Raw genomic sequence first — 23,657 nt, 5'->3', positions numbered from 1 at the left:
AGGACTTTTTTTACAGCCCCTCTTCATTTATCTCTGTTTGATCTTTACCAGCTGCCGTACATAGGTATGGAATTATAGTCGGAAGCTGTACTTAATCCAGCATCAACAAATCCATAACTTAAACCATCGCCAGTTACTGCAACCCAGCCGCCTTTGGAACTTTCTACATAGTTTATACCTTTCCATTCGGGGTGGCTGTCGCCGGCCATTGCTGTCTGGCAGGCAACCCGGCAATTTGCGGCCACGGCTCCCCATCTGCTGCCGCCTGCCGTATACACGGTTTTTGAACTGCGCATGATGAATGTTTTGTAGGACTTTCCATTGATGGTTGCATTTCCATAAGGATAGTCGGTGCAGTTTGTCAAGGCGCCATTAGGTGGATCAATGATGAAACCAGCTGAAAGAGATCCCTTGGAATTGCGGAAAACGATCTGACAAAAATAATCATCTCCGCCCCAGTTCCGGTTATAACCAAATGCCTCCCGGTTATAGATTGTACCTATTTTGTTTTTCTTATCTGTATCAGAATATACTGGCACAGATTTGCCGCTTTTGTTAATGCAAAAATAATTCGACATAAAATCACTCCTTTTAAATTATTTCGATAATCGATTATCTATCATGTAAAAAGAGTGAAAGCGAATAGTTGTAAACTGGACGGTTCCCGAAAAATCAAAATAACATTCTGCCATTTTCAGGTTTACAAAACAATTTCATTTTTCTTTCTCACTGAATGAAGATTTAAAAAAATAATTTCAGGAGGAGAAAGAAATGTTACTTAAAAAAGGAGATTCAGGAAACAACGTAAGGTATTTACAACAGGGATTAAGAATTTTATGCTTTAATCCAAAACGGCTGGATGGTGTTTTTGATGATAACACGGTTACTGCCGTAAAAAAGTACCAATCTGCACGAGGGCTGACACCGGATGGAATTGTCGGCGATGGAACCTGGGGGAAAATAAAAACAGACATAACTCCCATTCAGACGGCACTAAAGAAAAAGGGGTATTACACCGGAACTGTTGACGGGGTGGCAGGAGACGGCACTTACAATGGTTTGATTAAATTTCAGTCAGCAAATGGACTGACCGCAGATGGAATGGCCGGCAGCAGCACTCTCAGTAAATTATATGCTTCCGATCCATCACAGGAAAGACCCCTGCTTCAGCTGGGCAGCACCGGTGATGCAGTTATCGAGCTTCAAAAGAAGTTAATTCTTCTGGGGTACTCATGCGGAGAAAATGGTGCAGACGGAATATTTGGGGACGATACTTACCGGGCTGTGAGACAGTTTCAGCAGAATAATGGGCTAAGTGTTGATGGAAAGGTTGGTTCCAATACCTGGGCAAAGCTTGATACAGCGCCTCACAATGATCAGACAGAAACCCCGCTCCTTGTCCTGGGAAGTAAGGGAACGGCTGTTATTAAGCTTCAAAAACGCCTTTTGGAGCTGGATTACGATTGCGGTGTTACCGGAGCAGATGGAAGTTTTGGACATGCTACGGAAAATGCTGTCATCAAATTTCAGAAGAACAATGGCCTTACACCAGATGGTAAGGTGGGAACGAAAACCTGGAATAAGCTGAATTCTTCAAATGCGGTAAAAGGCTCCGGTACAAACAGTGATGTTTTAAGAGAAGGCAGTTCCGGAGAGGCTGTGAAAAGACTGCAGGAAAGGCTTATTGCTCTGAATTATAACTGCGGATCTTACGGAGCAGATGGGAAATTCGGCCGCAATACAACGCTTGCAGTGATTAAGTTTCAGAAAATTAATGGTCTGACACCAGATGGGATAGCAGGTCCTAAAACTTTAAGCAGTCTGTATTCCGATTCGGCAAAAAGAAATGATGGCTCCGCAGATAATCCTGTGTTCCCCCCCATTCCTGTTACAGGCTCACTTCTGGAATATACGGTGGAGGTGATCAGTGCGGAAGAGGGAAAATATGACTCCGTAAATCCAACCGATGTTCTTTCTATAGGACTCCTTCAATGGCGCGCATCAAGAGCATATAACCTTTTAGTTGATATCAGAAACAGAAATACAAAAAGCTTTGATTCCATTATGTCTGAAACTGTCATTGGTAAATATATTATAAATGGAAATGGGGAACCGTTTGAAACACTGACTCCTGCTTCCATTTCATCAGCTGAACTTGGGTTATTAAAGAATCTTCTGGATACTGAAGAATCCCATGAGGCACAGGAAAGTCTGAAACGCAATGATGTAAACAGCTATATTGAGCATGGAAAAGGTCTGGGAATCAGCGATGATAAGGTTTTAATTTATTTCTGTGATTGTTATAATCAATCCCCGAAGGGGATCAGCAGAATTGGCGATCTGATTAACGGACAGTGGAATACTTTAACTCTGGAAGAATTGCATAATTACGCCCTCAAAGATATTTATGTGAAAAATGGAACCAGTTACGGCCTGGGCAAATATTCCGAACGCCGTAATTTAGTTTATGAGAAAGCCAGGGCATATAATTCTTCCAATGGAAACACCCTGGGGGAATATGTAGAAAATATGGTAACATACGCATTATATGAAGCCACACAGGATCGTTTTGAAGGCTTGCCCGAATCAGACAGGGGGAAGGAAAATTACAATAAATATAATAAATGGTTTCCCAGTGCCCAGGGAAATGCGTGGTGTGCATGCTTTGTCTCCTGGTGTGCCAATAAAGCCGGTTTACTAAATGTAAGCGGCCAGTTAGGACTTGTACCAAAAAGCGTGGCAGTATCCCAGTATCTCTCGTTTTATCAGGCAGAAAACCGATTTGGGGATAAATCTGTCTATACTCCAAAGCGGGGGGATGTATTTATTAATAAATCAAACGGAGCATCCCATGTCGGTATTGTAACCGGTTATGATTCTTCTGCAAAAACATTTACAACAATTGAAGGTAATACTTCGGACGATACAGTTAAGTCGCTCACAAGATCAATGACAGCTTCCGGCTTAACTGGTTTTGGAATTAATACTCCATAAAAGAGGATAAAGAATGGGATTCCTGCGGCATCCCATTCTTTATCATTTTATCGTCTTTTATTTGTAAGTATCAAGACTGGATAGCAGCTTTAAATTTTCCTGCTCGTTTTTATTAAACAGACTGTCTTTAAAATTCTCAGGAGTAATTGCAGGTTCGTACCAAACTTGTCCTTTAAAGTAATTATTCAAATCCTCATTTTTAAATATATAGCCATGTCTTGCATAAATCTCATTTTTAGCCAGATGTATGATTAATGGAGGAACATCATCAAAATCCTCTTTTTGATAAATTTTCATGTCGGTATAATATAAAGGTTCCACAAGAGAAGAAATATCCCTCACTTCCCGGACCTGTTCCAGATATTCCTCTACTTCTGGATAAAATGAACATTGATCACGGTATTGTTTTCTTTCTGCGATTGCATTTTGCATCCCGTCTTCCGTCCACCTGGAATAATATTTTTCATGTACTGCATTAAGCAAATCCTGTTCAGATGTCTGGTTATCTGCACGAATGCTTTCTTTTTCTTCCCCTTTCTTTTGTTTCGACCGCTGCAGCTGGTAGATACCCGAAAATCCATATCCGGATAAATTGGTATCTTTCATTTTATAATCCTGTACCTCGATCTGAATCGCATCATTGTTGCTGAATGTGATATGAAGAGTTCCGGAACCGCCCCAACCGTCATCGTTATACTTGTAGTTTAACTCTCCGTTATTTATTTTTCCGTTTATATTATCAATTTCTGCGATGCGTTCGCTTGTGCCCTGCTGCATAAATAAGTAGCCGTTTAAATTATTTTGTTCTGTAACCTGTATGGAAAATTCCAAGCCGCCATAGGTAATGATTTCTTCATGACTGAAGCTGCTTTCGGTCCAAAGACCGGAATATCCTTCGTAATTTTCAGCTTCCGTTTCTGTAATTGCAGTTACGCCGGTTTGTTTCCCAGCTTCCGGCTGCGTGTCTGCAGCCGTTTCAGCCGTTTGTGCCGTTTTGATGTCATCTGAATGACTGGGACTGGATTTCCCACAGCCGGATAGTATAAGACAACTGCAAACAATCATTAAAATAGCTCTGCTTTTCATAATAATCTCCATTCCGCCGCCAATTTGCTGCACAAATAGTAATAAAAGTTTTGACGGCCTCCACTTTTTTTATAGAAGGATGCGCTTCGTCTGCGCACATATGGATTATATCACATCTACAATAAATGATATAGACACTATACCCATAGGTTAATGAATGTTTAACTGACTCTGCTCATTAAAAAATGTCTGATAACCCAGCTGTACAAACAAAATAACAGATAAAGCCACGCTGCCAAGAATTCCCAGCATAATTGCTATTTGATATTCAATCGCTGTTACCGGTGATGTACCGGATAAGATCTGACCGGTCATCATTCCCGGTAAAAACACAATTCCCATACCAACCATTGAATTTATGGTAGGCAGGATTGCCGAGTCAAATGCATGATCGACGATTTGCTTTGCTGCCATCTTTGGTGTTGCGCCTAACATCAAAGCTCCTTCGATTATATTTTTCTGTAATTCCATGCCCTCTGTCAAACGGCTCACGCCTATGGAGATGCCCGTCATGGAATTGCCGATCAGCATTCCTGCAATTGGTATGAAATAGCGTGGGTTATACCAGGGAGATATCCGTACAACTACAAGCAGGAAATATAACAGGCAGGAAATGGTGCCTGCAGCCATTGAAAATGCTATGATCCGGACCAGCCTTGATGAAAGCTTTTGTTTCGTTCTCTTTATGATATTATGAACAGAGAATACCTCCATCCCAATTAATACCAGGATTGTGTACAGAGGAGATGAGGTATCAAACAGATATATTAACAGATACCCGGTGAGGATAAGCTGGATTGTCATTCTTACGGAAGAAATGAGCAGTTCCTTTTCTCTTGGAATCCCTTTTAGTTTAACGATCAGCATTACTATAAGAACAAAGATATATGCGGCAAGCATTTGCCATATCTGCAGATCAATGACCTGATTCATATCCTACACCTCCCTGGCTCTTTTGACCTTACCCTGAGAAAGTTCTATGGTATTGTCTGAATAAGTCTGTGCAACTTTCTTAGAATGAGTAACCATAATTAAAGTTTTGCTGGTTTTCTTTGTGTATGCAACCAGATTTTCAATGATGAACCGCTCTGTTTCTTCATCCAGTGCAGAGGAGGGCTCATCAAGCAAAAAGACTTCCGGATCAAGTAAGATCACCCGGCCTAACGCAAGTCTTTGCTTTTCACCGCCGGATAACAGATCGCTTTCATCATCCAGGCACTTATTCAAATGGACCATATTTAAAACATGGAGGAGCTTATCATCATTTGCAGCAGGTTTTTCTGCAAATTTAAGGCCAATCAGCAGGTTATCTCTTACAGTACCCGGAAAAATGGCGGGAAGCTGGGCAAGCATGACTACAGTTCTTCTTAATTCCACAGAATCACAGGAGTTTAAATCCTGTCCGTTGTACATGATTTTTCCGCTGTCACAGCTGATTAGTTTGTTCAGGAGACGCAGGAGCGTGGATTTTCCGCTGCCGCTTTCTCCGATAATGCACGTAACTTTGGATTTTTCAATATTCAGTTCCTCAATGTCAAGAATATGCTTATATTTTACTTCCCTGAGTGAAAACATAAAAATCCAGCCTCCTTTCCTTAATCCTTTATTTCTTTAAAAAGTTCATGGGCTTTTTTTCGGGCCTCCTCTAAAACATCGGCGCCCAGACTGGTTATTTTATAATATTTTCTGATTTTCCCCTCAACTGTTTTTTCTTCCATTTCCAGAAGTCCGTTTGATTCCATACTGTGAAGAAGGGGATAAAGTGTTCCAGGACTCATATCATATCCATGGCTTTTAAGCTCTTCTATCATCCAGACACCATAAAACGGTTCTTTTTTTGCATGATGAAGTATGTGAATCTGAATAAATCCCAGAAAGAATTTTCTCATTATTTTGTCTTTCATTTTCAATCCTCCAATGTTTGAATGCCGATATTTGATAACGATATCGAATTATGATATTATAATATCATCAATGATTAAAGAATGCAAGAAAAGTTTAAAAATACCTTCGTGACATCATCACAGAAATAAAAATAATTTTGAGTTAGAATAACACCATCAAGAACATGTTTGGTTTCAACAGAAAGGAGAATATACGATGAGTGTATTAAAAATAACAAAAGATAATTTTGAAAAAGAGGTAATGCAGTCAGATAAACCCATTTTGCTTGACTTCTGGGCATCCTGGTGCGGACCATGCAAGATGGTGGGACCCGTTGTAGAGCAGGTTGCCGAAGAGACGGCTGATGTAGCCAGAGTCGGCAAGATCAATGTGGATGAGGAACAGGAGCTTGCCCAGGCATTCAAGGTAATGAGTATTCCGACTCTGGTTGTGATGAAAGATGGAAAAGTGGTAAAAAGCACAGTTGGAGTACAGTCAAAGCAGACGCTTTTATCAATGCTCCAGTAAACAATAAAAGGCAGAGGCTGGAACTCTGTCTTTTATTCTATGCACATATAAAAAATAAGATTGGGGTTTAATATGATGCTGCTTAAGAAAAAATTAAACCTGAAAATAAACCGCTTACCAATTCAGATGGTGCTGCTTATCTTGATTATTGTGGCAATGGCAGAGTTTATTTCCGTATCATTTATTATTATGAATCTGCTGAAAAGTTTAAATATAAGTCCGGATAATGAAAACATACAGCTGTTTATGGTAGAAATAGTATTCATAAATATCAGTATGATTTTACTGTTCGGGCTAATTGTGATGCTGGTTTCCAGGATATTTAAAAAAATTAATAATTATGCTTTTTATAGCTGTACAACAGGGCTGCCCAATAAAAATTATATGATGAATAATTTAATCAATGAAATTTCTTCAGACAGGGAGTTTGCAGCTTTAATCAGCCTGGATATGGATGATTTCAAAGCGGTTAATGATACGTTAGGCCATCTTGCGGGTGATGAATTACTAAAACTCGCTGGGGAGCGGTTTGAAAATGTGGTCGGGGCACAGGACTGTGTATGCCATATTGGGGGAGATGAGTTTCTGTTTTTCATTAAATCTGTCAGAAATCAGGCCCAGACGGAGCAGATGGCTAAAAAAATACTGGGGTTATTTGGGGAACCATTTTACGTGAATGGCAGTAAGGTTGATTATGTGAGTGCAAGTCTGGGCATAGCACTTATGCCGAAGGATGGAACGGATTTTCAAACCTTATATAATTGCAGCGATGATGCCATGTATATGTCGAAAAAGCTTGGAAAAAGCAGCTATACGTTTTATGATGAGAATATGAGCCTGAATCTTTATGAGGAAACAATAAAGAAGAAGGAGATAAAGGAAGGGATTAAACAAAAAGAATTTAAAGTCTACTACCAGCCTAAGTATTCGAACGACGGACAGCTTACCGGTGCAGAGGCATTGGCAAGGTGGGTGAAAGGGGATAATACGGTGATTCTCCCGTCAGAATTTATTGAATTTGCAGAAAAAAATGGTCTTATTGTGGCAATAACGGATCTGATTCTGGAAGAAGTATGTACGGATATTCTTTCCTGGATTGAAAAGGGAGAAAGTGATTTTATTATTTCCATTAATATTACATCCCAGCACATTACCAACAGGAAGCTGATCCGAACGCTGATGGAAAAAATTGAATCTTTTCATGTGCCCGCAGAGTATCTTGAATTTGAGATCACGGAGTCAATGGTTATTGAAGATTTTAATAAAGCGGTTGAAAACATTGTACTGCTGAAGTCGTATGGGATCAGGGTCAGTATGGATGATTTTGGTACCGGGTACTCATCCTTAAATTATTTAAAGTCATTGCCGATTGATATAATAAAAATTGATAAATCATTCATTGATTCCGTCAGTTACAATGAAAAAGATAAGGTGCTTTTGGAAAATATCATTCATCTGGCGCATGGATTTCAGCTTAAAGTAATAGCTGAGGGAATAGAAAATGAAGATCAATTAAAGATATTAAAGGAAATGCAGTGTGATATGTTCCAGGGATATCATTTTGGAAGACCGGTTAATAAAGGTGATTTTGAAAGAATGTTTCTGGAAAATAAAGAGTAAGATGGGAGTGAAACAATGACATATAAGTATAAATAATAAATAAGAGCAAGCTGGACAGTCCAAGACGCAGAGAAGTATTGCCTGCCCAAAAGAGGTTGAGACACATTTCGTGCCTCAATTTTTTTGCGGAAAAAATGATTTGCAGAAGAATTTAAATAAAATAATTATGAGCATTTGACAATAACCAGCCAATGTAGTATTATTTAATTGGCATATGCTCATAATAGGGAAAGAGAGGTAAATGATATGAAGATAGCAGTTTCAGCAACTGGTCAAAACCGGGAAGACATGCTGGACAGAAGATTTGGAAGATGTGATTATTTTCAAATTTATGACACCGAAACAGAAGAATTTCATGTAATTTCAAATAAGGGAGTATCCGCTGGAGGCGGTGCTGGTATTGCTTCAGCAAGTCAGGTGCTGGAAGAGGAGATCACTGCAGTAATAACAGGGAACCTGGGACCAAATGCATTTGAACTGCTGGAAAAAGCGGGGATCAAAGCTTATAGCTGTGAGGAGATTCCGGTAACCGGTGCCATTGAACAGTTTCAAAAAAATCAGCTGTCTGAGATTGCTTTGGCCGGAAAAGCACATCATGGAATGAATTAAGGATTTATAGGAGAATGGCATGAATATAGCAATACTTAGCGGTAAGGGCGGAACGGGGAAAACAACAGTGAGCACCAATCTTGCAAAGATTTTGGGGATCAGCTATGTGGACTGTGATGTAGAAGAGCCCAATGGATTTCTTTTTATGAAGCCTTCCATTACAAAGAAAGAGACCGTATTTACCCATTACCCTGTCATAGATCCGGAAAGCTGCACTCTTTGCGGAGCATGCTCAAAAGTCTGCCAGTTCCATGCACTTGCAAAAGCAGGAAAAGAAATTGCGGTTTTTGAGCAATTATGCCATAACTGCGGGGCGTGCAGCCTGGTATGCAGGTCTAAGGCATTAACGTATCAAAAGCGTCCCATTGGAATTGTGGAACATGGGCTGGCAGAATCGATTCCCTGCAGTCGCGGGGTGTTAAATGTGGGGGAGCCAATGGCAGTGCCGGTAATCCGTGAACTGTTAACCGGGCTTTCAGTTAAAGACCACCTCATTGACTGCCCGCCTGGGACTTCCTGTAATGTTGTGAATTCATTAAAAAGAGCAGATGCCGCGGTGCTGGTGACAGAACCATCGGAATTTGGCCTTCATGATCTCAAGATGGCGGTTGAGCTTGTAACGCTTTTTAAAATCCCTTATGGAATCATTATAAATAAAGATGACGGTACAGAAAATAGGATAAAAGCTTACTGCAAAAAGGAAGAAATCCCCCTTCTTGGAGTCATTCCCTACAGCAGGGAAGCTGCCATTCTGTATTCAAAAGGCAGTATGCTTTGTGAGAGTGAGGGATACAGAAAGAATTTTGAAGAGATATCTTCTCAGATAAAGGAGGTTTTCTCATGGTAATATCAGTACTGAGCGGAAAAGGCGGAACCGGGAAAACAACTGTGGCAGCAGCGCTGTCTGAATTAGCACAGCATGTAATGCAGATTGACTGTGATGTGGATGCACCCAATCTTTATCTTTTTCACCGGGGGACTGATGTGGAAAGAAAGAATTTCTATGGAAGCATGAAGGCCCGGATTAATAAAGATCTTTGTAGTTTTTGCGGGCGCTGTGAAGAGATTTGCAAGTTTGGAGCAATCAGTAATTTAACAATAAATCATTTTCAATGCGAGGGCTGCGGTGCTTGTACGTTAGTATGCAGTCAGGATGCAATCTGCCTGGAAGAGGAAAAGACAGCGGATACCTTTCTTACTGAAACAGGGAAAGGATTTATATCAAGGGCAGAAATGGGAATTGGAAGTGATGGTTCCGGAAAACTGGTGACACAGCTTAGAAACAATGCAAAGAGGATTGCACAAAAGGGTAGTCTGCAGATTATTGATGGTTCACCTGGAATTGGCTGCGCTGTGATTGCTTCGATCACAGATACGGATGCAGCCCTTATTGTAACGGAACCGACCAGGTCCGGTTTGGATGATTTAAAAAGAATTCTGGAGCTGTCGGAGCATTTTGAAACACAAGTCATGATTTGTATAAATAAGTACGATATTAATCTGGATATGACAGATCAGATTAAACGTTTTGCAGAAGAAAATAAGCTTTTGGTAGCAGGGCTAATTCCGTTTGATCCCCTGGTTATGAAAGCGGTTAATGCTTTAAAGCCTGTTACGGAATTTGCGGAAAGCCCGGCCAGAAAAGCAATGGAAGACATGTGGAATTTCATCACGCGTGTGATATAATAACTGGTAACTGTAAAATGATTAAATAAATGAAATGGAGGAGTAAAAATGAAGATAGCAGTAGCAAGTGAGGGAACAATGGTGAGCGGACATTTTGGACATTGTCAGGGTTTTACAATGTATGATGTTGATCATAAGGAAATCAAGGGTAAGACATTTTTACCCAATCCAGGTCACAAGCCGGGATTTCTTCCCGTATTTTTAAAGGAGCATGAGGCAGAAGTTATTATTGCCGGTGGAATGGGGGAGACTGCACAGACACTTTTTAACGAAAACGGCATAGAAGTGGTGGTTGGTGCCCAGGGTAATATGGATCATGCAGTAAAACGGTATCTGGAAGGCGATCTGCAGTCTAGTGGAAGTATTTGTACAGAACATGCCCATGAAGGTCACTGTAATGATTAATCGGGGAAAATATAATGGAATTATTAATTGATTGTATCCCATGCCTGCTGCGCCAGTCTCTGGAAGCGGCCAGAATGGCGACGGACAGGGCTGAAAGCCATAATAAAATCATGAAAGAAACCATAAAATTACTGTCTGACTATGAAAACTATAAAAATTCACCAGAACTTGCAAGGGAAATACATAAGCTTGTGAGGAATGAGACGGGCAGCCAGGATCCATATCTGCAGGTCAAACAAAAAGATTTACAGGCAGCAGAGGATTTATACCCATTTTTAAAGAATTTTCTCCAAAGTAAGAGAAACAGTATTTACTGGGCCTTGAAAATCGCAGCAACCGGGAATAATCTGGACTCGGCTGTTTACAGTGATGTTGAGCTGGAGACATGTGTAAGGAATGAACTGGAAAAGGAGTTCTCCGTATGCGATCTGGATATCTTTACGGATAAATTACAGAGGGCAGAAAATATTCTGATTATTGGAGACAATACTGGTGAAACAATATTTGACAGGGTTATGCTGGAGAGTTTTCATGACGTTATAATTACCTATGGCGTGCGGAATGAACCGATTATCAACGATGTAACAGAAAAAGAAGCAATTGCATCGGGACTTAATACGGTAGCCCGCGTTGTTTCCACCGGCTGCGGCGCACCTGGAGCAATTCTGTCTGATTGCAGTGATGAGTTTGTTGACATTTACAATAAATCCGATATTATTATTAGTAAAGGACAGGGGAATTTTGAAGCGCTTTCGGAAGAACAGGGGAATTTGTTCTTTCTCCTGAAAGCAAAGTGTCCGGCGATAGCAAGGAAGTTTCATGTAAATGTCAATGATTATATCTTTTGCTATAACAACAAAAGGAATTCATTTTAAGACAGAATAAGCCTGCAAAAGCGGGTGTGAAAGAATGGTGATTTGATGGCAAGACCAACAAAATGGAGAAAAATAGAGCACGTTCCAGTCGTTCCGTATTTTGTTCCCTCAGAAACAGAGGTAGAACAGCTGCCTGAAAATATTTTAAAATTAGAGGAACTGGAAGCAATCCGGCTGAAAGATTTAGAAGGTCTGGAGCAGGGGGAATGCGCACAGAGAATGGAAGTTTCAAGACCTACTTTTCAGCGTATTTTACTTTCTGCCAGGGAGAAGGTGGCGGACAGTCTGATACATGGGAAGATGATCCGGATCGAAGGCGGTAATTTCACACGGAATATCTGCCCGATTATCTGCAAGGATTGCGGGAAAGAGTGGAAAGAAAGCTTTGAGAATCTGGAAGCGATTAAGAACGGAGCATATGAATGCCCGGATTGTGGTTCTGTCAATGTGATCTGCCAGGCTGGCTGCAGGAATAAGTTCTGCAGAAAGAACTGCTGGCGCCACCGTGATATTGATTATTAAAATATAAAAGTGTCTGAATGCACAGAGAATATCTGCTGCAGCCGGGCACTTTTTTTGTAGATATTGACATATGCTCAAAATAGGATTAAAATGTTTTAATGGGCATAAGATCAAAAAACAAATGAAAAGGAGAATTCATCATGATCAAGAAGGAAGCAAATAAAAAGGGTTCGCTTTGGCCTGCACCCAGGGTTTTAGTTTCCTGCCGGGGATTAAATGGAGAGGATAACGCTTTGGCTGTGGCTTATTGCGGAAATTGCAGCTATGCACCGCCAATGGTAATGGTGGGCATTGTACCAACCAGATACTCTTATAAAATGATTAAGGAATCCGGATGCTTTGTGGTAAACATTGCAGAAAAAGATTATCAGGAAGTATTTGATTACCTGGGGAGAGTAAGTAAGCGGGATGCGGACAAACTAAAGGATAAGAATGTCAGAATAGAAAATGGAAAAGTTGTGAATGCTCCTATCTTAGCAGACTGCCCTGTCAATATTGAGTGTACCGTGGTTGATTCCATTGTAACCGGGTCCCATGAAATGTTTGTTGGAAAAGTAGAGTATGTTCATGCGAATGAGAATTTACTCAATGAAGATGGAAGCATTGATTTTTCTAAGATTCAGGTAATATAATTTTGAAACAATAATAAGGAGCAAAGAATATGAGCGAAAATTCAAAGGGTTGTTCGGACAGCAGTTGTACAAAGGAATCCTGTGAAGGGTGTGAACACAGCAAAGAAAGTATGCTGGAACAATTAAACCAGTACAGTTCCATCAAAAATGTAATTGGTGTAGTGAGCGGAAAAGGCGGTGTAGGAAAATCTTTTGTAACAGCCATGCTGGCAGTCCTGTTAAATAGAAAAGGATACCGTGTGGGAATTTTAGATGCAGATGTTACCGGCCCCTCCATTCCAAGAATGTTTGGAATAACGAGAAAGGCCGCCGCAAATGAATTAGGAATACTTCCGGAATTAACGGTAAATAACATAAAAATAATGTCGGTGAATCTGCTGCTGGAAAAAGAAGATTCTCCTGTTGTATGGAGAGGTCCTATTCTGGCCGGTACAGTAAAGCAGTTCTGGACTGAGGTTGTATGGGAAGAATTAGACTATCTGTTGATTGATATGCCGCCTGGAACCGGTGATGTTCCTTTAACAGTATTTCAGTCTATTCCGCTGGATGGAATTGTAATTGTTTCCTCTCCCCAGGATCTGGTTTCCATGATTGTGAAAAAGGCTTATAACATGGCCAAATTAATGAATATTCCCATTCTTGGATACGTGGAAAACATGAGTTATGTAAAGTGTCCGGATTGCGGAAAAGAAATCCCCATATTCGGACAGAGCAAACTGGGTGAAATAGCAAAAGAAACAGGCGTTGATATACTGGGAAGAATACCGGTTGATCCTGCACTTGCAAGTCTGGTAGATAAGGGAGAGTTTGAACGTTTTTCCTGTGATTATTTGAAGGACGCAGCAGATCATATTGAAAAAATGTATGAATCAAAAGAATGAGTATAACAGTTAAAACAGTATAAACAGTACAAACAGTAAAACAATTAAATAATAAGACCGTTGCAATATAGGACTGATATGCCTGTATGGCAGCGGCTCTTTTTTTCCAATTTTCCTTTATTTAAAAAGCGGGTTAACAGCGGCCTGCTTTTCGTAGTATAATCAAAGTATGTAGTGATATTGAAGAAAGAAGGGGTAAACATTTGGATAAACACAATAAACTGGTAAGAGATAAAATTCCGGAGATTATTGAGAGCAGTGGGCGTAAGGCAGTATATCATGTCCTGTCGGAGGAGGAATATCTTACTGCTTTGGAAAAAAAACTTCAGGAGGAAGTGGAAGAATATCAGGAAGATAAAAGCCTGGAGGAAATGGCCGATGTTCTGGAAGTTTTGTATGCAATATGTGAGGCACGGGGATATACAAAAAAAGAACTGGACGCAAAGCGGAGAGAAAAGTTTATAGAACGGGGCGGATTTGGAAGAAAGTTGTTTTTGGAATATAGTTCTATTTAATGCCATATGGTTACTGGCTGGAGGGGGCAGAAGGTTGAAAAATTATAAAACAAGTAGTGAAACATTATTAGCATTAGGTGTTATATGCTGTTTATTATTTATGAGGTATTATGAGACAGCACTTTATTATAGAAATATAAATTTAATTCTGGATACATTATATGGTTATATAGCAATTCCTCTTTTTTATTTTTTGATTTCTGCTTGTCTTACGACTATATTTATTAAGTTATCAAAGATTCGGATCTCTAAAAAAATGAAAATTTTTAAACTGACAGATATTTTTTTGCTAATAATATATATGATTGTAATTGTTTTAAGACTGTCTGGGTATATGACTATTGGAATCATTCCTTTTAGTTCAATATATCGGTTTGTTTTTATTGCCTGGGGCTGTATATTCGCTAGTGATTTTTGCTTGGAAAAATAGATTAACATAAAAATAGAAATTAGCAATATGTTACAAAAAAAACGAACAAGCGACACGTAAAATAATTAATATTGACAAAATAGTCTTTATAATATATATTTATTTCATAAATTGCCTATTGTTTTTAGGGCGTAAAACGATACACTTTTCGTGATATCCGCAGGCGGTCAGCGTTTGAAATTACACTAATTTACAACTATTTTAAAATTCCAGAAGATGAGGTGGTAATAATATGGGAGAATTGACACACTTTGATGACCATGGCAATGCGATTATGGTTGATGTATCAAAGAAGGATATCACTGTGCGTACAGCAGTTGCAAAAGGTAAGATCATTGTAAATCCAGAGGTTATGGAGGCTGTATTAAATCATACCGTGAAAAAGGGAGATGTGCTTGGGGTAGCCAGGGTAGCAGGAATCATGGCGGTAAAAAACACCTCTTCACTTATCCCTATGTGTCATCCGCTTGCTATAAACAAATGTCAGATAGACTTTGAAGTAAGCAGGGAAACAGGGAGTATTAAAGCGGTGTGCCTGGTTAAGTCGGAAGGAAAAACCGGCGTTGAGATGGAAGCTCTCACCGGAGTTACGGTAACTCTGCTTACGGTTTATGATATGTGCAAAGCAATTGATAAGAATATGGAGATAACGGATATTTTCCTTGAGAAAAAGAGCGGAGGAAAAAGCGGAGATATTTTCAACGGAAAGGACATGGGATGATTGACAAGTGGGATAGAAAGATTGATTATATTCGGATTTCAGTAACAGACAGATGCAATCTTCGCTGTATTTATTGTATGCCAGAGGAGGGCGTTCCATCTTTATCCCATAAAGAAATACTGACCTTTGATGAAATTCTCAGGCTATGCAGATGCTTTTTAAAGCTTGGAATTGATAAAGTAAAGATAACAGGGGGCGAGCCGCTGGTAAGAAAAGATGTTGCGTCTCTCATCGGACAGATGAAAACACAGGTTGGAATGAAAAACGTTACTTTAACAACCAACGGTCTGTTACTGGGAGAACATCTTCCTGATCTTGCGGCAGCCGGATTAGATGGGGTTAATATCAGTCTGGATACGCTGAATCCTTCCAAATATGAGAAGATCACAAGAAAAGATGCTTTAAATGAGGTGCTTTCGGCAATACAGGATGCGCTTAATTATCCGAAACTAAAAGTGAAATTAAATTGTGTTCCGGTTCTTGATACAGATGAGGAAGATATTATAAAGATTGCCGGTATGGCAAAAAATTCCAGACTGGGTGTCCGTTTTATAGAAATGATGCCCATCGGGCTTGGAAAAAACTACTCTTATTATAGTGAAGAGGACATCATTGCAATTCTGAAAGAAGCCTATGGACCATTAGAACCAGTTGATGCTGTGCTTGGAAACGGACCGGCCCATTATTATTCAGTATCCGGATTTGAGGGGAAAATTGGTTTTATCAGTGCGATTTCCCACAAATTCTGCAATGAATGCAACCGGGTAAGGCTTACTTCCGATGGTTATTTAAAAACCTGCCTGCAATATGAACATGGAACGGACTTAAAAGAAGTTTTAAGAGGCAATAAAGAGGATTCTTTTCTGGAACAGATGATTGAGCAGACAATTTATGAAAAGCCAGTCAGCCACAACTTTAAAGGGGACAATCCTCAGGGAACATTAGAACTCGACGGTATGTCAAAAATAGGAGGATAAGAAAAGAATACTTATGGGAAAAATAATCGCAGTCTGCATCAGTGAAAAAAAAGGAACACAAAAGAAAAATGTCCATATGGCAGAATTTATTAAGGAATATGGAATAAAAGGAGATGCTCATGCAGGAAAATGGCACAGACAGGTCAGTCTGCTGTCCAATGATAAGATTGAAGCATTTAAGAACCGGGGAGCAGAAGTAGCAGAAGGCGCATTTGGTGAAAATCTTATAGTGGAAGGGATTGATTTCCGTTCCCTGCCGGTAGGTACCAGATTTCAATGCAATGACGTTCTTTTAGAACTTACCCAGATTGGAAAAGAATGCCATACCGGATGTGAGATTTATCACAAAATGGGAGATTGCATTATGCCCAGAGAAGGTGTATTTGCCCGTGTATTATCAGGCGGTATCATTCGGGAAGGGGATGATATGGCCGTATTGGAAGCTGCATCGGTGAAAATGGAAACTGATAAATTGCGGGTGGCGGTGATAACCTCCAGCGACTCCGGATTTGCAGGAGAAAGAGAAGATATAAGCGGACCTGTTATTTGCAGAATTGTGAAAGAATATGGATATGAAGTTGTTCACCAGACCATTCTTCCTGATGATATGACCATGCTGTGCGACGAGATGAAATATATCTGTGACAATCATACGGCAGATCTTATATTAACCACTGGTGGAACCGGTTTCTCTCAAAGAGACTGTATGCCGGAGGCAACTCAAAAAGTCGTTGAACGAATGGTTCCCGGAATACCGGAGGCTATGCGTGCCTACAGTATGCAGATGACAAAGCGGTCCATGTTATCAAGAGCTGCCTGCGGTATCCGAAAATCCACATTAATACTGAATCTGCCAGGCAGTCCGAAAGCCGTGGAAGAATGCCTTACTTATGTGATTACTGAACTTGAGCATGGTCTGAAGATCCTGATTGGAACTGCTAATAATTGCGCAAGATAAGAAGGCAGCTGCTTATATATATAAAAAGAAGGGGATTAATTGGATGAAAAATAAATTTACTGTAATTTTTTCCTGTATCATATTAGGCACTGTATTATCAGCATGCAGTAATTCTGCAAAACAGGGGGATTTGGGAAAACAGGAAAACACTGCTGCAGAGAGTACAACAAAAAACACTTCTGCTGAAACAACAGCTTCTGTAACAGCCAAAAAGGGTAAGATAATTTTGGCAACAACTACCAGTACACAGGATTCAGGGCTTTTGGATGAATTACTGCCTGATTTTACCCAAAAAACAGGCTGGGAAGTGGATACCATAGCAGTCGGTACAGGGGAAGCCTTAAAGATGGGGGAGAACGGAGAAGCGGATGTACTGCTTGTGCATGCAAAAGCAAAGGAAGAAGCATTCATACAGGCTGGACATGGTTTAAAACGTTTTGATGTCATGTATAATGATTTTGTGGTTGTGGGACCGAAGGGGAAAATAGAAAAGAACAATAATGCAGAAGAGACCTTTCGAACTATATTTGATAATAAGGACGCCTTCGTATCCCGGGGAGATGAATCCGGTACCCATACAAAGGAACTCTCTATCTGGAAAAATCTGAATATAACACCTGCGGATAACCCCAATTATATCAGTGCAGGTCAGGGAATGGGGGCTACCCTGCTGATGGCAGACGAAAAAAAAGCCTGTACGCTTTCAGACAGGGCGACCTGGTTAGCCACTAAATCAAAGACAGCTATGGATATTGTATGTGAAAAGGATGAACAGCTTCTCAATTATTATGGTGTAATCGCGGTAAATCCGGAAAAGAGTTCAAAAATCAATGCAGAAGGCGCACAGGATTTCATTAACTGGATACTTTCAGATGATACCCAGAAGCTCATCGGAGATTTTGGTGTTAAAGAGTATGGAGAATCTTTATTTACTCCTGACGCAGCAGCAAATAAATAAAGAGGAGTCTGCATGAATGCAGTTTTGGACAAGTATGGGCATTGAAATAAATCAGGAAATCATAGATATTATCCTACTGACAATGAAACTGGGGATTGTCTCTACTTTTATCTCTGCCTTACTTGGTGTCCCGTTTGGTATGTTCTTGGAACGGGTTGACTTCTTCGGTAAAAAGGTGATTATCAGAATAAACCGGACTTTAATGGGATTTCCGCCCGTGGTCGCAGGTTTAGCAGTTTATCTGCTTTTAATGAGAAGAGGGCCCTTGGGCAGATGGGAGTTATTATTTACTTTTCCGGCGATGGTCATTGTACAGACAGGTATCATTGCTCCAATAATCAGCGGGATGGTTTATACATCCTGTAAAAATATGGCGCCTCAGATAAGAAACTTCGCAATAAGCATGGGGGCTGACCGGTGGCAGACATTTCTGCTTGTGATAAAGGAAATAAAAAATGACATTTATTTCATCCTTATAACCGGTTTTGGACGTTCCATCAGTGAGGTTGGTGCTGTGATGATTGTAGGCGGTAATATAAAGTATAAGACAAGAACAATGACAACTGCAATATCATTAATGAGAAATAAAGGCGATTTTGGGGAAGCAATTACTTTGGGTTTAGTTCTGCTTATAATTTCTTTTATAATCCAATGTTTTGTAGATTTTCTCAGAAGGTACGAAGAGAATGTTGAAAATAATTAAGCTGGAAAAAAAAATAGGTGACTTTCAGTTAAATGTGAATGATTTATGTCTGGAAGAGAAAAAAATTCATGGTATTATAGGAAATAACGGAAGCGGCAAGTCTACACTGATAAAGCTGATGACAGGGCTGTTAAAGCCTGATACGGGGGTTATGGATTTTGGTGCATTAACGAAGCGGGATATTGTAATTACAGCGCCAAGACCCTATATGCTTCATGATACGGTATATAATAATCTCACATATCCTTTAAAGATAAGGAAGCAGATTATTAAGAAAGAAACAATCATGGAATGGATAGACAGGTGCGGGCTTTCCGGCAAAGAGAAGCAATATGCTCCAAGCCTCTCCAGCGGAGAACGCCAGAAGCTTTCATTAGCAAGAGCATTGATCTTTGAGCCAGAAGTAATTTTTATCGATGAAACCATGGCCAATATGGATCCGGACAGTGTCGTACTGTTTGAGCAGATAATTTCTGAAATTCAGTTAAAAAAACCGGCTACATGGATCATAGTAAGCCATCAGCTGACACATATTTATAAGCTTTGTGAATGCATCCATTTTATGGACGCAGGAAGTATTCTCGCATCGGGAACTCCGGATGAGATTTTACTTAATTCTGATAATCCTGTTATCAGACAATATTTGTCAAAATATATGATTGGAAACTGAATCAGGAAAGGCAAAGATAAGAATGAAATTATTAAAGGTAGATACCATAGCTTCAGCAAGAGATAAGACAGTAAACATCTTGCAGAATAAGCTGCTTAAGACAGAATGCAGAAAATTACTTGAATCCCAGGGATATATATTAGCCAGTGACATTATTTCCAGAGAACCGGTACCGGCCTTTCACCGGTCTGCCGTAGACGGATATGCTGTTATATCTGGTGATACCGCCGGATCATCGGAGAATCTGCCGGTTTTTTTGGAATGTGTGGATGAAATTGACATGGGTTCTCCGGCCCTGAAAGAGATACATCCCGGGGAATGCGTTTATGTGCCCACCGGAGGAATGATTCCGCCTGGAGCAGATGCAGTGGTAATGGTTGAATACTGTGAAGCCTTTGACAGCAGTCATGTAGCTGTTTACAGTCCGGTTTCCTATGGGAAAAATGTGGTTTTGGCTGGTGAAGACATAGAGCAGGGAGAAATAGTTATAAAGAAAGGGACCAAAATCCGTCCTCAGGAAATTGGAGCTATGGCAAGCCTGGGTATTACAGAGGCCGTGGTTTTTAAACCATGGGAGATTACCATTATATCCACAGGGGATGAACTGGTTCCCCCTCATACCACACCGGCTCCGGGGGAAATAAGAGATATTAATTCCTATTCACTTTGTGCCCAGGCACAAAAACATGGCCTTACAGTACTGAATACAGTGGTACAAAAGGATGACGAACAGAAGTTAAAAGAAGCCGTGATACAGGCGATGCAGGTGAGTGATGTGGTTATCATATCAGGCGGCAGCTCCCAGGGAAAAAAGGATGCAACCAATGATATCATTGACGAAGTGGCAAGTGAGGGTTCATTCATTCATGGATTGGCTTTAAAACCGGGAAAGCCAACTATTGCAGGATATGATGAAAACAGCCGTACACTTTTGGCAGGACTTCCTGGTCATCCGGTAGCAGCCATGCTGGTTTTTGAACTGCTGGTTATATGGGTTTGGAAGCATTTGACAGATCAGCCTGCAGACAGCTCTTTATTTGCCCGCATCACATCAAATCTGGCAGGAGCGCCTGGAAAAATGACCTGCCAGCTTGTTAAACTGATCAGGCAGGAAAATGAAATACATGCAGAACCTGTTTTCGGAAAGTCGGGCCTTATTACGACCATGACAAGAGCTGATGGCTATATTTTAATTGATGAGAATAAAGAAGGGCTTAAAAAAGACGAAATTGTTGAAGTGTTTTATATATAAAATCACATCAAAGTAAGGACTTCCGGAAAAAGCAGAAAGGCATAGAAGCTATGGCAAACAGAAATCTCTATTTAAATAATACACCTGTAAAGGAAGCGCTGGACATTTATAAAAAAGCGCTGAAAGATATAGTAAAAATGCAGTATGAGGAAATTCCGGTAGAAAAAAGTCTGGGCCGGATAACAAAAGAGGCTGTTTATGCAAGGTGCTCGTCACCTCTTTTTAATGCTGCAGCCATGGATGGGATTGCAGTAATAACGGAAAAAACAAAGGGCGCCTCAGAAAGGACGCCTCTTATTTTAGAAAAGAATAAGGATTTTATTGTGGTTGATACCGGAGATCCTGTTAATTATCCTTATGACGCAGTTATCATGGCAGAGGACGTAATTGAAATTGACGAAAGAACTGTTAAAATTCTGGAAGCAGCAACAGCCTGGCAGCATATCAGACCCATTGGCGAAGACATTGTATCCGGAGAGATGCTTCTGCCCAGCATGCACAAAATACGGCCGATTGACATAGGCGTATTATTTTCAGGCGGAATTATTAAAATCATGGTGGTAAAGCAGCCAAAAGCAGCAATCTTTCCAACCGGAACTGAAATAATTGAACCAACCAAAACGCCGGAAGCAGGAGAAATTATTGAATCAAATTCCAGAATGTTTGAGGCAATGATAACCTCGTATGGAGGATTAGCAGACCGATTTCCGCCTACCCCGGATGACTACAATAAAATAAAAGCAGCGGTTTCAGAAGCACTGGACAGCTACGATATGGTAATAATCAATGCTGGTTCCAGTGCGGGGACAGAAGATTTTACCGTGCATATTTTAAGGGAACTGGGAGAAGTACTGGTGCATGGGGTTGCAATTAAGCCCGGAAAACCGGTGATACTGGCTGTCGTAAAAGGAAAACCGGTGATCGGTCTTCCCGGTTATCCGGTCTCTGCCTATATTGATTTTGAAAATTTTGTAAAGCCGGTACTGGCATTGCTGACAGGAGAAACCTACTGTGATAATAATGTGGCAGAGGCAGTGCTGTCAAAGAGAATGATATCTTCTCTCAAGCATAAAGAATACGTAAGGGTAAAGGTGGGACAGGTAGGTGATAAACTGGTAGCGTCTCCCCTTGCCAGAGGGGCAGGTGCAGCCATGAGCCTTGTGCGTGCCGACGGTTTCTGTGTGATTGAACAGAACTGTGAAGGAATCGAAGCCGGAGAAACGGTCAGAGTTGAATTGTACAGAAGCCTGCAGGAAATAAGACATACGGTTGTCTGCATTGGCAGTCATGACCTGCTTCTTGATCTGGCTGCTGATCTGATGGCATTCCATTATCCGGGTGTATATCTGTCCAGTACTCATATTGGAAGTATGGGAGGATTAATGGCACTAAAAAGAGGAGAAGCTCATATCGTACCTGTCCATCTTCTGGATGAAGCCTCTGGTAAATATAATATACCTTATATAAAAAGAATGTTTGAAGAACCCATGGCGCTGATTAAAGGGGTTAAACGCATTCAGGGACTCATTGTGCAAAAAGGAAATCCTTTGAACTTGAAAGGAATAGCAGACTTAAAACAATGCCGGTTTGTGAACCGGCAGAGAGGTGCAGGAACAAGAGTATTGTTTGATTATAAACTGAAGCAGGCTGGCATGGACGCCTCTGAGATTACTGGCTACGACAGAGAGGCAGCCACCCATATGGCTGTGGCTGCTCTAGTTGCCGGAAACAGTGCAGATGCAGCCATGGGTATATTCGCGGCAGCAAAGGCAATGCAGCTGGATTTCATAGAAGTCGGGCAGGAGGAATATGATTTTGCTGTTCCCGTAAAATATCTGAAACTTCCTGAAATCCAGGCATTTATTGAAGTTTTAAAGAGTAGTGAGCTTCATACACGTTTGGCAAACGCCGGAGGTTACCAGTATGAAGAGGCGGGAGACATTTACTTTATAGATGAAAAATTTCAAGAATAACGGGGTACAAAATTGCAGTCAGGATATGTAGAATCACTTCAGATACAGAGAAAAAAAGGTCAGCCATTTGAATGTGTAACATTCGTAGAGCTTGAAGCGGGTAAAGGAATTGCCGGGGATTGCCATGCTTTAGGAGGAGAGAAACAGATAGCTCTTATTTCGTCAAAATCAAAACAGTGGATCAGAAAACAGGAAACAGAAGGTTTGTGTTTCCGAAAATTCCAGGAAAATATTGTGACCCAGGGGATCGACTATACCCTGCTGAATGAAGGCGATATTTTAATTACAGATCAAGCAGCCATAGAAATAGGGCCATATACCAAACGCTGCTTTCCTGAATGTATCCTGAGACAGACGGATCGCCCATGTGTATTAACCTCGGGAACATGCTTCGGAAAAGTTATAAAGTCAGGAAAAATACAAATCGGTGAGCAAATCAGGCATATAGAATAAAAGACCAGTAAATGAAAAATGTTACAAAAAATATTGTCAATAAAAGAAAAAATTTGTTAAAAAAACAACAAATAAAAAACTAATTGCATTTTTTTGAAGAATAAAGTACAATAAATTTAAGGATCCGAGTTTTATCTTGAGTAGATAAAACCTATGGGTACTAACCTAAGAATTAGTGCCTCCCGCGTTTGGAAAGGACTCCTTTTCTATTTCGTTACAGTTTACTATTAAACAATGAAAGGAAAGGGTGTTATTATGCAGACAGCGTACAATGGAAAGATAGCCCGGATTAATTTATCAACTGGAGAGATCAGGGTAGATGAAC

Annotated in this window: 27 protein-coding genes and 1 riboswitch; of the genes, 22 read left to right on the top strand and 5 right to left on the bottom strand. The window is 40.4% G+C overall.

The window, feature by feature from the left end; genetic code table 11:
• Positions 1 to 44: 44 nt before the first annotated feature.
• Positions 45 to 578: a hypothetical protein gene (locus DS742_RS27800; RefSeq protein ID WP_117420150.1), complete on the bottom strand. Its 534-nt coding sequence runs from the start codon at positions 576 to 578 to the stop codon at positions 45 to 47.
• A gap of 193 nt (positions 579 to 771) precedes the next feature.
• Here DS742_RS27800 and DS742_RS27795 point away from each other — a divergent pair, with 193 nt between their 5' ends.
• Positions 772 to 2,994 (top strand): peptidoglycan-binding protein, encoded by a 2,223-nt coding sequence (locus DS742_RS27795; protein WP_117420149.1) that lies wholly within the window; start codon positions 772 to 774, stop codon positions 2,992 to 2,994.
• 57 nt (positions 2,995 to 3,051) lie between these two features.
• On the opposite strand, the gene DS742_RS27790 is transcribed toward DS742_RS27795, so the two are convergent.
• From DS742_RS27790 to DS742_RS27775, 4 genes are all read right to left on the bottom strand, one after another.
• Positions 3,052 to 4,080, bottom strand: a complete 1,029-nt coding sequence (locus DS742_RS27790) for a YARHG domain-containing protein (protein ID WP_170313624.1) — start codon at positions 4,078 to 4,080, stop codon at positions 3,052 to 3,054.
• Between the two features lie 150 nt (positions 4,081 to 4,230).
• Positions 4,231 to 5,013, bottom strand: a complete 783-nt coding sequence (locus DS742_RS27785) for an ABC transporter permease (protein WP_117420147.1) — start codon at positions 5,011 to 5,013, stop codon at positions 4,231 to 4,233.
• A gap of 3 nt (positions 5,014 to 5,016) precedes the next feature.
• Positions 5,017 to 5,655, bottom strand: coding sequence for an ABC transporter ATP-binding protein (locus DS742_RS27780; RefSeq protein ID WP_117420146.1), 639 nt, complete (start codon positions 5,653 to 5,655; stop codon positions 5,017 to 5,019).
• A 20-nt stretch (positions 5,656 to 5,675) separates the two neighbouring features.
• Positions 5,676 to 5,984 (bottom strand): PadR family transcriptional regulator, encoded by a 309-nt coding sequence (locus DS742_RS27775; protein WP_117420145.1) that lies wholly within the window; start codon positions 5,982 to 5,984, stop codon positions 5,676 to 5,678.
• A 196-nt stretch (positions 5,985 to 6,180) separates the two neighbouring features.
• Here DS742_RS27775 and trxA point away from each other — a divergent pair, with 196 nt between their 5' ends.
• The 21 genes from trxA to DS742_RS27670 all read left to right on the top strand — a co-directional run bounded on the left by trxA (position 6,181) and on the right by DS742_RS27670 (position 23,332).
• Positions 6,181 to 6,492 carry a thioredoxin gene (gene trxA, locus DS742_RS27770; RefSeq protein WP_117420144.1) on the top strand — a complete coding sequence of 104 codons (312 nt, stop codon included), beginning with the start codon at positions 6,181 to 6,183 and terminating at the stop codon, positions 6,490 to 6,492.
• A 72-nt stretch (positions 6,493 to 6,564) separates the two neighbouring features.
• On the top strand, positions 6,565 to 8,112 hold the full coding sequence (locus tag DS742_RS27765; RefSeq protein ID WP_117420143.1) for a putative bifunctional diguanylate cyclase/phosphodiesterase: 1,548 nt from the start codon (positions 6,565 to 6,567) through the stop codon (positions 8,110 to 8,112).
• A 246-nt stretch (positions 8,113 to 8,358) separates the two neighbouring features.
• Positions 8,359 to 8,721, top strand: a complete 363-nt coding sequence (locus tag DS742_RS27760; protein ID WP_117420142.1) for a NifB/NifX family molybdenum-iron cluster-binding protein — start codon at positions 8,359 to 8,361, stop codon at positions 8,719 to 8,721.
• Positions 8,722 to 8,740: 19 nt separating this feature from the next.
• On the top strand, positions 8,741 to 9,568 hold the full coding sequence (locus DS742_RS27755; protein WP_117420141.1) for a nucleotide-binding protein: 828 nt from the start codon (positions 8,741 to 8,743) through the stop codon (positions 9,566 to 9,568).
• Positions 9,562 to 10,407, top strand: a complete 846-nt coding sequence (locus tag DS742_RS27750) for an ATP-binding protein (RefSeq protein ID WP_117420140.1) — start codon at positions 9,562 to 9,564, stop codon at positions 10,405 to 10,407. Before DS742_RS27755 ends, DS742_RS27750 begins: the two co-directional genes overlap by 7 nt.
• Before the next feature lie 48 nt (positions 10,408 to 10,455).
• Complete coding sequence (locus DS742_RS27745; RefSeq protein ID WP_117420139.1) at positions 10,456 to 10,812, top strand: NifB/NifX family molybdenum-iron cluster-binding protein; 357 nt, start codon at positions 10,456 to 10,458, stop codon at positions 10,810 to 10,812.
• Positions 10,813 to 10,826: 14 nt separating this feature from the next.
• Positions 10,827 to 11,687 (top strand): damage-control phosphatase ARMT1 family protein, encoded by an 861-nt coding sequence (locus DS742_RS27740; protein ID WP_117420138.1) that lies wholly within the window; start codon positions 10,827 to 10,829, stop codon positions 11,685 to 11,687.
• A 45-nt stretch (positions 11,688 to 11,732) separates the two neighbouring features.
• A complete protein-coding gene (locus DS742_RS27735; protein ID WP_117420137.1) occupies positions 11,733 to 12,209 on the top strand; it encodes a DUF134 domain-containing protein in 477 nt (158 codons plus the stop codon).
• 140 nt (positions 12,210 to 12,349) lie between these two features.
• On the top strand, positions 12,350 to 12,841 hold the full coding sequence (locus DS742_RS27730; RefSeq protein WP_117420136.1) for a flavin reductase family protein: 492 nt from the start codon (positions 12,350 to 12,352) through the stop codon (positions 12,839 to 12,841).
• A gap of 29 nt (positions 12,842 to 12,870) precedes the next feature.
• Entirely contained in the window at positions 12,871 to 13,722 is an 852-nt protein-coding gene (locus tag DS742_RS27725; protein ID WP_117420135.1) for an Mrp/NBP35 family ATP-binding protein, read from the top strand.
• A 203-nt stretch (positions 13,723 to 13,925) separates the two neighbouring features.
• Positions 13,926 to 14,237, top strand: a complete 312-nt coding sequence (locus DS742_RS27720) for a nucleoside triphosphate pyrophosphohydrolase (RefSeq protein WP_117420134.1) — start codon at positions 13,926 to 13,928, stop codon at positions 14,235 to 14,237.
• A 34-nt stretch (positions 14,238 to 14,271) separates the two neighbouring features.
• The gene (locus DS742_RS27715; protein ID WP_117420133.1) at positions 14,272 to 14,667 is read left to right on the top strand and encodes a hypothetical protein; all 396 of its coding nucleotides are present in this window, start codon (positions 14,272 to 14,274) and stop codon (positions 14,665 to 14,667) included.
• A 232-nt stretch (positions 14,668 to 14,899) separates the two neighbouring features.
• Complete coding sequence (moaC, locus tag DS742_RS27710; protein WP_117420132.1) at positions 14,900 to 15,388, top strand: cyclic pyranopterin monophosphate synthase MoaC; 489 nt, start codon at positions 14,900 to 14,902, stop codon at positions 15,386 to 15,388.
• Entirely contained in the window at positions 15,385 to 16,365 is a 981-nt protein-coding gene (gene moaA, locus DS742_RS27705) for a GTP 3',8-cyclase MoaA (RefSeq protein WP_117420131.1), read from the top strand. The genes moaC and moaA overlap by 4 nt, the downstream gene beginning before the upstream one ends.
• Before the next feature lie 13 nt (positions 16,366 to 16,378).
• The gene (locus tag DS742_RS27700) at positions 16,379 to 17,323 is read left to right on the top strand and encodes an MOSC domain-containing protein (RefSeq protein WP_117420130.1); all 945 of its coding nucleotides are present in this window, start codon (positions 16,379 to 16,381) and stop codon (positions 17,321 to 17,323) included.
• Positions 17,324 to 17,366: 43 nt separating this feature from the next.
• Complete coding sequence (locus tag DS742_RS27695) at positions 17,367 to 18,281, top strand: ABC transporter substrate-binding protein (protein WP_117420129.1); 915 nt, start codon at positions 17,367 to 17,369, stop codon at positions 18,279 to 18,281.
• A gap of 34 nt (positions 18,282 to 18,315) precedes the next feature.
• Positions 18,316 to 18,984, top strand: a complete 669-nt coding sequence (locus tag DS742_RS27690) for an ABC transporter permease (protein ID WP_117420152.1) — start codon at positions 18,316 to 18,318, stop codon at positions 18,982 to 18,984.
• Complete coding sequence (locus tag DS742_RS27685) at positions 18,968 to 19,654, top strand: ATP-binding cassette domain-containing protein (RefSeq protein WP_242996883.1); 687 nt, start codon at positions 18,968 to 18,970, stop codon at positions 19,652 to 19,654. The genes DS742_RS27690 and DS742_RS27685 overlap by 17 nt, the downstream gene beginning before the upstream one ends.
• A gap of 22 nt (positions 19,655 to 19,676) precedes the next feature.
• On the top strand, positions 19,677 to 20,906 hold the full coding sequence (locus tag DS742_RS27680; RefSeq protein ID WP_117420128.1) for a molybdopterin molybdotransferase MoeA: 1,230 nt from the start codon (positions 19,677 to 19,679) through the stop codon (positions 20,904 to 20,906).
• A gap of 50 nt (positions 20,907 to 20,956) precedes the next feature.
• The gene (locus tag DS742_RS27675) at positions 20,957 to 22,879 is read left to right on the top strand and encodes a molybdopterin biosynthesis protein (protein ID WP_117420127.1); all 1,923 of its coding nucleotides are present in this window, start codon (positions 20,957 to 20,959) and stop codon (positions 22,877 to 22,879) included.
• Between the two features lie 12 nt (positions 22,880 to 22,891).
• The gene (locus DS742_RS27670) at positions 22,892 to 23,332 is read left to right on the top strand and encodes an MOSC domain-containing protein (RefSeq protein WP_117420126.1); all 441 of its coding nucleotides are present in this window, start codon (positions 22,892 to 22,894) and stop codon (positions 23,330 to 23,332) included.
• A 110-nt stretch (positions 23,333 to 23,442) separates the two neighbouring features.
• A riboswitch (molybdenum cofactor riboswitch) is annotated at positions 23,443 to 23,547 on the top strand.
• Positions 23,548 to 23,657: the final 110 nt, after the last annotated feature.

It is taken from the genome of Lacrimispora amygdalina, assembly GCF_003432035.1.
In the GTDB taxonomy this organism is placed as follows: Bacteria; Bacillota; Clostridia; order Lachnospirales; family Lachnospiraceae; genus Lacrimispora; species Lacrimispora amygdalina.
This window is presented reverse-complemented; position numbering and strand designations above follow the sequence as displayed.